At 67.0% G+C, this 10,784-nt stretch carries 14 protein-coding genes; 13 read left to right on the forward strand and 1 reads right to left on the reverse strand.

Annotated elements, in window-relative coordinates; all coding sequences use genetic code 11:
- Positions 1–36: 36 nt before the first annotated feature.
- The 10 genes from ACO1BR_RS24930 (at position 37) to ACO1BR_RS24975 (ending at position 8,498) form a co-directional block, all read left to right on the forward strand.
- A complete protein-coding gene (locus ACO1BR_RS24930) occupies positions 37–951 on the forward strand; it encodes a glycosyltransferase (RefSeq protein ID WP_426797321.1) in 915 nt (304 codons plus the stop codon).
- A gap of 102 nt (positions 952–1,053) precedes the next feature.
- Complete coding sequence (locus tag ACO1BR_RS24935; protein ID WP_426797322.1) at positions 1,054–2,088, forward strand: hypothetical protein; 1,035 nt, start codon at positions 1,054–1,056, stop codon at positions 2,086–2,088.
- Positions 2,089–2,140: 52 nt separating this feature from the next.
- On the forward strand, positions 2,141–3,640 hold the full coding sequence (locus ACO1BR_RS24940; RefSeq protein ID WP_426797323.1) for an amino acid permease: 1,500 nt from the start codon (positions 2,141–2,143) through the stop codon (positions 3,638–3,640).
- An 83-nt stretch (positions 3,641–3,723) separates the two neighbouring features.
- On the forward strand, positions 3,724–5,052 hold the full coding sequence (locus ACO1BR_RS24945; protein WP_426797324.1) for a glutamine synthetase family protein: 1,329 nt from the start codon (positions 3,724–3,726) through the stop codon (positions 5,050–5,052).
- Between the two features lie 78 nt (positions 5,053–5,130).
- Positions 5,131–5,622, forward strand: a complete 492-nt coding sequence (locus tag ACO1BR_RS24950; protein WP_426797325.1) for a helix-turn-helix domain-containing protein — start codon at positions 5,131–5,133, stop codon at positions 5,620–5,622.
- Between the two features lie 444 nt (positions 5,623–6,066).
- Complete coding sequence (locus ACO1BR_RS24955; RefSeq protein ID WP_426797326.1) at positions 6,067–6,678, forward strand: 2'-5' RNA ligase family protein; 612 nt, start codon at positions 6,067–6,069, stop codon at positions 6,676–6,678.
- A gap of 204 nt (positions 6,679–6,882) precedes the next feature.
- Positions 6,883–7,254, forward strand: coding sequence for a hypothetical protein (locus ACO1BR_RS24960; RefSeq protein ID WP_426797327.1), 372 nt, complete (start codon positions 6,883–6,885; stop codon positions 7,252–7,254).
- On the forward strand, positions 7,247–7,666 hold the full coding sequence (locus ACO1BR_RS24965; protein ID WP_426797328.1) for a DUF6093 family protein: 420 nt from the start codon (positions 7,247–7,249) through the stop codon (positions 7,664–7,666). Before ACO1BR_RS24960 ends, ACO1BR_RS24965 begins: the two co-directional genes overlap by 8 nt.
- On the forward strand, positions 7,663–8,064 hold the full coding sequence (locus tag ACO1BR_RS24970) for an HK97 gp10 family phage protein (RefSeq protein WP_426797329.1): 402 nt from the start codon (positions 7,663–7,665) through the stop codon (positions 8,062–8,064). The genes ACO1BR_RS24965 and ACO1BR_RS24970 overlap by 4 nt, the downstream gene beginning before the upstream one ends.
- Positions 8,061–8,498: a hypothetical protein gene (locus tag ACO1BR_RS24975; protein ID WP_426797330.1), complete on the forward strand. Its 438-nt coding sequence runs from the start codon at positions 8,061–8,063 to the stop codon at positions 8,496–8,498. Before ACO1BR_RS24970 ends, ACO1BR_RS24975 begins: the two co-directional genes overlap by 4 nt.
- 29 nt (positions 8,499–8,527) lie before the next feature.
- Here ACO1BR_RS24975 and ACO1BR_RS24980 read toward each other — a convergent pair whose 3' ends face one another.
- Positions 8,528–9,103, reverse strand: coding sequence for an HNH endonuclease (locus ACO1BR_RS24980; RefSeq protein WP_426797331.1), 576 nt, complete (start codon positions 9,101–9,103; stop codon positions 8,528–8,530).
- Between the two features lie 243 nt (positions 9,104–9,346).
- Between ACO1BR_RS24980 and ACO1BR_RS24985 the strand changes: the two genes are divergently transcribed.
- Genes ACO1BR_RS24985 through ACO1BR_RS24995 form a run of 3 tightly spaced genes read left to right on the forward strand, consistent with a single transcriptional unit; the run spans position 9,347 to position 10,763 of the window.
- On the forward strand, positions 9,347–9,844 hold the full coding sequence (locus tag ACO1BR_RS24985; RefSeq protein ID WP_426797332.1) for a hypothetical protein: 498 nt from the start codon (positions 9,347–9,349) through the stop codon (positions 9,842–9,844).
- Between the two features lie 5 nt (positions 9,845–9,849).
- Positions 9,850–10,437 (forward strand): hypothetical protein, encoded by a 588-nt coding sequence (locus ACO1BR_RS24990; RefSeq protein WP_426797333.1) that lies wholly within the window; start codon positions 9,850–9,852, stop codon positions 10,435–10,437.
- 20 nt (positions 10,438–10,457) lie between these two features.
- Positions 10,458–10,763, forward strand: a complete 306-nt coding sequence (locus tag ACO1BR_RS24995) for a hypothetical protein (RefSeq protein ID WP_426797334.1) — start codon at positions 10,458–10,460, stop codon at positions 10,761–10,763.
- Positions 10,764–10,784 lie beyond the last annotated feature (21 nt).

Genomic DNA, 10,784 nt, shown 5'->3' on the forward strand with positions numbered 1-10,784 from the left:
CCGCAGGGCCGCACCGGAGGTCGCATCTACCTCCGCATGATCCACGAAGTGACCGCCGACCTGGTCGACTGGCATAGAGTGCCGGACTACAAACGCACGTATGCCATCCGCCGAGGACGAAAGCTGCGTCACCTCGTCCGCCTCGCACCTCACATCCGGGACCTCGCCGGGGAGACGGGCACGTTCCTGTGGGACGACCTGAGCATCCTGCAGTTCACCCCCGAAATGCAGGCACGGACCGTCTTCCTCTTCCACCACTACGAACCTCTCCAGTTCGACTCCTGGCCCGTTGAACCGCTGCTGTGGCGCAAGCTCTTCACGGTCCTGGCCCAATGCCGCGTCGTCGTATGTGTCGCTCCCTATTGGGCGGCCTTCCTCCGCAACCGCGGTGTGCGCAACGTCCAGGTGATCTACAACGCCTTCGACCTCGCCGAGATCGACCGCGTACGCGCCATGGAGCCAGCCCACTGCAAGGAGCAGCTCGGCCTTCCGCAGGACGAGATCGCCGTATACGCGGGCAAAGCCGTGCATTGGAAGGGCATCGAACGGGTTGCCGCAGCTATCAAAGGCACCCCCGGAATCCAGCTCGTGACCTCCGGCAGCAACACCATCGGTTCCCCAGGCCGACACTTCGATGTGCCCCGCCACCAGTACCTCTCGCTCCTTCGGGCCTGCGACGTTGGAGTCTTCGCGCCCCGCATGAGGGAAGGCTGGAGCCGGTGCACCGCTGAGGCGCTACTGCTCGGTGTGCCTTGCCTCATCCAACCGATCGCGGGTCTCGGCGACCTCGCCCATCTCACCAACCAACCCGCCCCCGTACGGCATCTACTGACCCAACAAATAAGGGAACGAGCTCGCGCGGCACCGGACGAATCGAAGGCCGTGTACGAAACGCTGTCCCGCTTCAACACCACGTACTTCCGCAACGCTTGGATGCCCCTCCTGACATAGCGATTGGCGTCCGCCTCGAGGTGCCCGAAGCGGCGACCACACCGGCCAAACAGACGTGTCCACCAGGTGAGCTCTACCCCTGAATGATGGCAAGAAGGACTGATGCACCCGATCTATCACCCTGCAGGTCCGGACGAGGAGCTGCGAGTCGCAGTCACGGACACACGGATCGGCCGGTGGCTGACCATGCGGAACCTCCTTGCGGAAACCGGGTCGAACTGGCGCTTGCGGAGTTTCCGTACGCAGGTGCTCGGCATCGTCGCCGCTGGCACCAACGTGGTGGAGGAGTGGCAGGCTGAGGAACCCGACAACTACAACGCTCAGGTGATGCTGGCCCGGGTGTCGGTGGAGCGGGCGCTGCGATCGCACCGTCAACGGCACGGCGCTGCGGGAAGTCTGGAGCAGCGGGCGAGGGCCACGGCGATGGAGACAACCCGTCGTGAGTGGCGTGATCCTGTGCCGTGGCTGTGTCTGCTCACGCTGGCGCAGGTCGATGTGCGGCAGGTGTGGCGGGAACACCGTGAGCGGGCTCCCGAGCCCATGTTGCCGACGGGCCCGTGGCAGTTGCTGTACGAGGTCAACCGGCGTGATCCCGGCAGTCGAGAGGCGTACCACCGGATGATCCAGTTCCTTTCGGCCCGGCAGGTAGCGGAGGCGGGGGCGCTGGCGGAGGTGATGGACTTCGGCCGGTGGGTGGCGTCGTGGGCGCGCGAGGGGTCACCGCTGCTGCTGTTGCCGCTGTACGCGCTGACGGCACAGTGCCGGCGTCATGGTTGGTGGAACAGACCGGCGACGTGGCGGCTCCAGTGGTCCGAGGAACCCACCATCGGTTACACCCTCACGGCCTACCACCACTGGTTCCGCCGCACAGAACCGGCCTCGCGTTCGGTATCCGACCTCAGCCACCTCGCCTGTGCTCTGTGGGCGGGGCACAAGCTGAACGAGGCGTCCGAGGCGTTCGATGCCCTAGGCCCGTATGCGGCGAGGGAGCCGTGGGCCTCGGTGCACGACTACGGGAATCATCCGGACGCCGCCGAAACCCTGTTCCTGCGCGCCCGCGCCGAAGCGGAGTCCGCCAGGAGACGCACCCCGCTTCGCGGCCCTGCTGTGCGCCCGCCCACATATCCCTCTGGTTGACATGCACCGGCTCCCCCAGAGCTCGGTCCGTTCTGCACTTGGAGGTCTTCTCGTGTCTCGCCCGTCCCATCGCTCCACGGGTTCCCGGTCTGATGACCTGGTGCTGCGAGAGTTGGGCTACAAACAGCAGTTGGCTCGTCGGATGACCGCGTTCGGGAACGCGGGGGCCAGCTTCACCGTGATCAGCATCCTGTCCGGGTGCATGACCATGTACGGCTTCGGTATGGCGACCGGTGGCCCCGCGGTCATGATGTGGGGCTGGGTGGCCGTCGGGTTCATGGTGCTGTTCGTCGGCGCCGGCCTGGCCGAGGTCACCTCCGCCTATCCCACCAGCGGCGCCCTGTACTTCATGGCCCACAAGCTCGGCGGGCGGCGATGGGGCTGGTACACCGGCTGGCTCAACCTGCTCGGCCTGGCAGGCGCCATCGCTGGCATCGACTACGGGTGCGCCCAGTTCATCTCCGCTTTCCTCAACCTGCAATTCGACGTGTCGGTAAGTCCGGGCACCACGTTCGTGATCTTCCTTGCGGTCCTGCTGCTGCACGCCGTGCTCAACGTGCAGGGAGTGCGTCTGGTCAGCGTCCTGAACGTGGTCAGCGTGTGGTGGCACCTGGCCGGCGTCGCTCTCATCGTCGGCGCCTTGGCCCTGGTGCCTTCCCATCACCAGTCCGCGTCGTTCGTCTTCACACGGTTCGTCAACGACACCGGTTTCGGCTCGACGTGGTACGTCGCGCTGGTCGGGCTGTTGCTGGCGCAGTACACGTTCTCCGGATACGACGCCTCCGCGCATCTGTCGGAGGAGACCACCAACGCACAGATCGCCGCCCCGAAGGGCATCATGCGGGCGATCGTCTGGTCGTGGGGCGCCGGGTTCGTTCTGCTGGCCGGGCTCACCTTCGCCATCCAGGACTACACCGCCACTCAGCACGCGGACGTGCCGCCGGCGCAGATCTTCCACGATGCGCTCGGTCCGGAGGCGGCCAAGGCCCTGCTGCTGGTCGTGATCGTCGCGCAGCTCTTCTGCGGGACCGCGGGGACCGCCGCCTGCTCCCGGATGATCTTCGCGTTCTCCCGGGACCGGGCATTGCCGGGCTCGCATCTGTGGCAGCGAGTGAGCGACGGCACCCCGAAGACGGCAGTGTGGCTCTCGGTCGGTGCGGCCGCGGTGCTGGTGGCACCGTCGTTGTACAGCGCGACCGCCTACGGTGCGGTGACCGCGATCAACGTCATCGGGATCACCCCGGCCTACGCGATCCCCATCTTCCTGCGGATCAAGAACCGGCGGCGGTTCGAGCCGGGGCCGTGGAACCTGGGCCGCTGGGGCATCCCGATCGGCGTGGTGGCCGTGGCCTGGGTGGCGTTCGTGACGGTCTTGTTCTGCCTGCCCCAGCACGCCCCAATCACCCTTGGCACCTTCAACTACGCGCCAATCGCCCTCGTAGCGGTGCTCGCCGCAGCGACGCTGTGGTGGTGGCTGGCCAAGCGCACCTACACCGTGCCCACCGCCCCGGTCGACCGCGACCTGGAAGACCTCGAAAGGCACGTCATCTGATGTCTCACCCCCAGTCCCCTCGCGCAGGAAGAACAGCGGCGTCGGAGCTTGCTCAGCGGGACGGCCGACTGTCCCTTGGTGCGTTGCGGACCGCGGTCGGCAACGGCCGCATCGACACCGTGATCCTGGCCGTGCCCGACTTACAGGGCCGGTTGAAAGGGAAGCGGTACGGCGCCCGGCATTTCCTGGAGCGCGTGGTCGGCGGCGACGCCGAGATGTGCGCGTACCTGCTAGCCACCGACGTCGGCATGAACCCGATCGACGGCTTCGCGCTCACCTCCTGGGAGACCGGCTACGCCGATCTGACAGTCGCGCCGGACTTGGGCACGCTGCGGCGGGTGCCGTGGCTGCCGCGGACGACAATGGTCCTCGGCCACGCCCTCACCCCGGAAGACCAGCCCCTCGCGGTGGCTCCGCGGCAGATGCTGCTCACGCAGATCGGCCGCCTCGCCGCCGCCCACGGGCTGCACGTCCAGGCCGGGCTGGAGAGCGAATCCCTGCTCTACGAAGGCCGCTTCACCAGCACCCGAGAGCTCGGGGAGGGCAGACTGCGGCCTATGGGCGCCATGAACTTGGACTACGCGCTCGATCACCCGCCTGTCCTCGACCGGTTCATGCGCCGACTGCAGTCCGCCTTGGCCGGGGCCGGCTCCCCGATGGAGGCCATCAAGACGGAGTCCGGGCCGGGCCAGGTGGAGGGCACGTTCCCCTACGGGCCCGCCCTGGAGGCGTGCGACACCCACATACTGTTCAAACACGCCGTCCGCACCCTCGCCAGCCGCGCCGACCTCACCGCGACATACATGGCTGCCCCGCAGACCGGCGTGGGCAGTGGCCTGCATCTGCACGTCTCCCTGTGGCGCGGGGGCGAGCCGGTGCTCGCCACCTCGGACGGCGACCTGTCCGACACCGGCCGCCATGCCATCGCTGGACTTGTGCAGGCCCTGCCGCAGTTGGCGCCGCTGTACGCCCCGAACACCAACTCCTACCGCAGGTACGCGATGGGCTCGTTTGCCCCGACCCACATGACGTGGGGCTACGACAACCGCAGGTGCGCTGTACGCGTGGTTGGCCACGGCAGCGGCTTGCACCTGGAGGTGCGGGTACAGGGGGCTGATGCGAACGCATACCTGGCGATGGCCGCCGTCCTCGCCGCGATCAACCACGGCCTCGATCACAAGCCGCCGCTCCCACCCGTCCAGACCGCCAACGCCCACCAGGCCGCCGATGCGCCGGCCCTCCCGCTGACGTTGGAGGAGGCCCTGGTCGCGTTCCACAACAGCCCCACTGCCAAAGGGGCCTTCGGGCCGGAAGTGGTGGCGCACTACGCCCATCTCGCGCAGGTGGAACTCGACCACCAGCGCGCCGTCGTCCCGGACACGGAACGGGAACGCTGGCTCGTCCAAGCCTGACCCACACCCCGACCAGCGCGCGAGCAGCGGCCCGGCTGCGCGGCTCGGCACACCCGCGCGATACCCGAAAGGTTCCACATGCCCAGGAACATCACCCCTATTGACAGCCTCTCGCCCTCCGAGATCCGCGTCACCGGGCTCGTGGCGCTCGGTCTGACCGGCGGCGAGATCGCCGTCAAACTTCGCCTCGCAAAAGGAACGGTCGACAGCCAACTCCGTCACGCGCAGCAGAAGATGGTTGTAACCGACCGGGCCTGCCTCATCCACCGCTGCTATGTCCGGGAGCAACTGCCCCGCCCTAGGCGTATCGAGCCTTCGCAGCAGGCCGACGCGGCCGATGCCGAGCTCCTGCGGTTCTTGGCCTTTGGCGCTGACTACGCCGAGATGGCACAGCGGAATTCGCACGAGATGTCGCAACACGGCGCTAAGACGCGCATCAAGAGACTCCGGGAGATGTGGGGTGCAAGGAACGACGCCCACCTGATCACGTGCGGGTGGGAGTTCGGACTCCTCGACGAGTCGACGACTGCACCCGGTTTGGCCGACGACCAGCCCGTCCGAATTCGGTAGGCGCGCCGGCCCAACCTCTTCGACGCACCCGGACCACTCATCAGCCAGGACTGACGCGTCGCCACCGAGACCGAACACCACCGTTGGCAAACCCCTGCTGACCACACCGAGGACGATCACGATGCTGCACCATCCCCGCTGCCAGGATTGTCTCCACGCCGATCACGTTCACGGTCACGTTCCGCCGGAGCCCCCTGAACCAGACCCACCGATACGCGCCGCAACGTTTCTTGTCCTGTTGCTGGCCGTTGTCGTACTCGGCGGTGGGTGGCTGGGCCTCATGTGGCTCGTGGCGCCCACGGTCGGCTCGCCCTAAACGTGCCCGAGCGTGATCCCGCTTCGCACCCGCGCCCGGGCGTACATCACCGGCCCCCGGCAGGCGCGTGCCTCTCATGCCGGAAACCCCACCCCACCACCTGTCGCACCTGACCGAAGGGATTCGTTATGAAGGACTTCTTCTCCACCGTCGTACACCGCTGGCCCGAGGGCCGCGAGGACCTCCACTGGCACATCCTGCCCGCCCCCGACGTGGTGCGGCACAGCCTGTTCGAGCCCTACCGGGACCTCACCCACCGCCCCAACCTCGCCCCCGTCCGCCCGGAGAACTTCCACCTGACTCTCCTGCACGGCCCCCCGGTCGCGGAGGTCACCCCGCAGGAGATAGACGACATGACCACCTTGGTCCGCCAGGGCTGCCAGAGCATCGATCCATTCGAACTGACCCTGGGGCGGCCGGCAGTGGGCAGCGTAGCTCTGGAATGCACCGGGCGTCCGGGAGCAGCCTCTCGCCCGCTGTGGCAAGTGACCGCCGAGGCCACGGCAAAGGCGACCGGCGACCGTTTTCCCACCATCCCCGCAGGGCATTATCCTCACGGATCTTTGGCTTACGCCGTAGGCGAAGTGGAACGTCTGCCCATGAAGGTGTGGCTGAGCGACAACGGGCCCGGACCTGTGACGATCAAGGTCGGCAAGATCAGCCTCGTCGCCCAACGACACGATCGCCGCGAGATCACGTGGGACCACATTCTCGACATACCGCTGGGCGTTACATCCTGAGTGGTTGCGCTTCGCGCGTCGGTACCCGCCTCCCCGCAAGGGTGGCAATGGGCACATGAGGGAACCGGCAAGTGCCCCGTAGATCTGGAGCATGAGCCGGCAAGCGGCAGGCCGTGGGCTCCGAGTAAGCAGGCGTGGGGAGGCGGCTGCTGTCGGGCTGTTCGAGCCGGTATGGGTGTTCTCCGTGCACCTAGGGTCGTGGTCATGAGCACCATGGACCACCCATCTGTTCGTCGTGTCCGCATCGTCTCGTCCCCCGGCGAGGACGCAATGGTCGAGATCGACGGTCGCGATGTCGCTTCTGCGGTTGAGGCGTACCGCATCGCACAGACCGTGGTTGACGGGCCGGAGGTCACTCTGTACGTCGACAGGGGGCGGGGTGTGGAGTTCGATGGCTTTGCCGAGGTGCGTGTGGAGCCTGCTGATCTTCGGCACGTGGTGCTCGGATTCCTGGATGCGGTGGACTGGCGGAACCTCAACGAGGCTGTCCTGAGGCGAGGTGACTTGGATGGTGCGCCAGGTGAGTTGACTCGCGGGTTGCTCGCGCAGTTGAAGGAGTGGGCTGCCGATGCTTGACCTGTCAGCGGTCGGCCGCTTCGCGGATCGCCACTTGATGCCGGACAAGGTGAAGATCACCCGGTTCAGCGGTGAGGACGTCCTCGACATCGAAACGGGGGATCTTGTGCCTGCGCCCCCAGTGGTTGTGTACGACGGCCGGGCGGGTTTGTACGCGCACCAGGAACGGATCCGCATTAAGGGATCGGGCCAGGGTGCATGGGTTGAGGAGGTTCGTGCGGGCTACCGGCTGGTGTTGCCGCTGGATGCTCCGGAGGTGCGGGAAGGCGACACGGCTGTGGTCGTCGATGCTCGGGACGAGCAGGCGGTGGGCCGTTCGTACCGGGTGTCGGCGTTGGGCGAGGTGTCGTCGATGCCGGTGCTTCGGACGGTGTGGTTGGAGGAGCACGACCGGAAGCCGGTGGCGCAGTGAGCGGTGGGAGTTTCCGGCATCCGGGCGAGTTGGCTCGGGCCTTGGACCGTGGTGCGGTGGCGGCGTTGGCGGCCGCGGAGACGGCGATGCGGCATAGCGCCAAGGCACTGGTGGTTGAGGTGCAGCGCAACGCCTCGGGCCGTCCGGGGCCGCGGGTGGTCACTGGCAGGTATCGGACGTCGTGGCAGTCCGAAGTGCACCGGGCGGGGCCCGTGGTCGTCGCGGAGGTGGGCACCAGTGCGCCGCAGGGGCGGCGGTTGGAGTTCGGGTTCGTCGGGGTTGATTCGCTGGGCCGCCACTACAACCAGCCGCCGTTCCCTCACCTGGGGCCGGCGGTCCAAGGATTTGGGCCGCGGCTGGTGCAGGATCTCGGTCGGGCGGTTGTGGAGGCGCTGTGATCGACCGGGCGCGTGTGACCGAGGCCCTGCGGGCGATGTTGGCTGCGGCGACGGGGAAGCCGTGCGGTCTTGGTCGGCTTCCCGTCGTCGATGGGCGGCCGGCGTCACTGTCGTACACAGTGCTTTACCCGCAGGGCGGGCCGGTCGGCGGGGCGCCACTGGCGGACAGGTCGGAAGACGCCCACCTCGTCTATCAGGTGACCGTCGTAGCGGCGCGTGCTGATCAAGCCGAGTGGCTTGCAGACCGCGTACGGGAAGCACTGCTGAGCCGCACTGACACTGGCCAGTGGGCGAACGCGATCCAGGTGCCGGGGGTGCGTGTCTGGGCGCGGGAGATGCTTGCCGACGATGGCGTCGATACCGGCGGAGCTGGCGATGGCGTGGTCACAGCAGCAGCGCGTTTTGGTCTGCTGGTCTCAGGCGCTGTGGCTTGAGCTGCGCATTCGATTCAGTACTCGTGTCGTCAACTCGTCTCCTCTCGGGAGGGCTTCCGCGCCTCCTGTCTGGCGAGGACCGACAACACCGACTCCCCATCACTCCATGGTTGGGGGAATCCTGCTTCCTGGGCTGCCTTCAGCTTCATTTCGAATTGGCTGCGGAAGGAGGAGATTTCCGACCGGCTGCTGGGGGCTCCGCGAAACATCGTCTTCATGAGGATCCACTTCCGGCGAGTGCGGTCCTCTATCTCGTCCAGGACTGCCTCGATCCGCTCTTCGACCTCTTCGCACTCGCGGTGCGCTTCCCGGTGCAGGTCCCAAAGTTTGCGCGCTTCGTCGCGAGCTTTGTGCTCGGTTGAGGTCCAGTGATGTCGGAGTCGGCGAGCGACGATCCATTCCGGAGGCGTCTTGTCGTTCTTGCTCGCGTTGCAGGCTTCACAGGCTGGGACTAGATTCCCCAACTTGTCTGGCCCTCCCCGGGCGAACGGGATGACATGGTCCATGACCTCGGACTTTGCCTCGTTGCAGTAGACGCACAGGCCGTCGTTGGCACAGAGCACCGTAAGGTGCACCCATAGCGTGAACCGTGTGCGTGCCCTCACGTCCTACCCCTCTCAGACCATGCGTTCCCTGCTGCGCGGGGCCTTGCTCACTCGCTGGCCGCTGGCGACAGTATCGTGATCAGCGTGTAGCGCCTGGCTCATTGGCCTGGGCCTGCGTCCTCACCGCGGAGGCCTTTCGCGGACGCCCAACCACCCGCTGGTGTGGGCCGGTTCCCCGACACATCGTCGAGGGGCGGGGCCTCCCGTGGGTGTGGCTGCCGTCCCGGATTCGGACAACGGACCTTGCAGGTAAAGAAGTTCTCCCGGCGTGGGGTGACCCGCGTGCTGTGGCTCCAGAGCGTTGCCGATGACGGCCACGTTCCCACCCGTTCCGAGCTGACGGCTGGTACGGATCTGACGGATGCGATCGCGTCGATCGATGGCTGGACGCTGTCGAACCAGCCGATCGAGACTCCCGATCTCGGGTCCACCTTCGAGTCGAAGATCCCTGGCACCGACCAAGCTGATGACTCCTCCCTCGGCTTCTACGAGGACCGAGCGTCGGACGAGCTGGAGCAGCTGCTGAAGAAGGACGCGACCGGCTGGGTCGTCTTCCTTCGCAAGGGCGACGTGCCCAGCTCCCGGTCGATGGATGTCTTCCCGGTCCGGGTCGGATCGCGGTCGCCGAACTACTCCACGGACAACGAGGCCGCAAAGTTCACCGTGAACTTCTCGATCACGGAGAAGCCAGTGCAGGACGCTGCAGTGCCGGCCGCCGTTGTCCCGAAGCAGGAGAAGTGACGCCTGTGCCTGCGGAAACGAAGCCCGTGTCCGCTCCCCCGGCCAAGGCTGTGGGTCGAGATGCGCACTGGTCCAAGAAGATGGCGCGGCTGCGCGCTCGCCAGCTGCCCGAGCACACGCTGGTGATCTGTGATGATCAGGAGGCGAAGGCGCGTGTGGACGCGGCGGCGCTGGAGCTGTCGCGGTGGCGCATGGTGGACGCCGAGGCCGGTCGCGAGTCGAGTGAGGAGACCCGCCGCACCGAGCAGGAGCTCCAGAGCGCACAGGCAGGCTTCAAGGCCGCTGCGGTGGAGTTGACGTTTCGGGCCCTGCCGCGGCCGATCCTGGATGGGTTGATCAAGCGGTTCCCTCCGAGCGAGGCGCAGGCAGAGGATGGGGATGCGTGGGATCCGGAGCGGTTCCCCGCGGCGCTGATCGAAGCCGCTCACGTCGAACGCGACGACCGGGGCAACGCGGTCGAGGGTATGAGTGAGGAGGATGCGCAGGAGTTGCTGGACTCGTGGCCGGTGGCGGAGTCGAATGCGTTGTTCGCGGCGGCGTGGCAAGCGCAGCAGATCGTGCGGACCTCGACGGTGGAGTTGGGAAAAGGCTGATCAGGGACGCGCAGCTTCGCGTGGAGTTGGAGCTGTGCGACCGGTGGGGCATTCCGCATTCGCAGTTCCTGGGGTCCGGTGATGGCCAGTGGTCGCAGACCGATCGGGCCAAGGCTTTGGCGTTCGCGGCGTATCAGCGCGCGGTGTGTGGTCAGTGTGGGACGCGGTCTGCGGAGTGGGATGAGGAGCAGGGCGGGGACCGGTTTGCGTATGTCACGACGACGGTGCGGTGTCCGGGCTGTGAGCTGATCGCCCACGAGCAGGACCAGGTGCCCGAGGGCCCGGACGGCTATGGGGTGCGCATCGGACTGGTGCCACGCCCGTAGCCGCGGGGGCTCGGGAGGGGA

The sequence above is a fragment of the Streptomyces sp. YGL11-2 genome (assembly GCF_050054615.1).
In the GTDB taxonomy this organism is placed as follows: domain Bacteria; phylum Actinomycetota; class Actinomycetes; order Streptomycetales; family Streptomycetaceae; genus Streptomyces.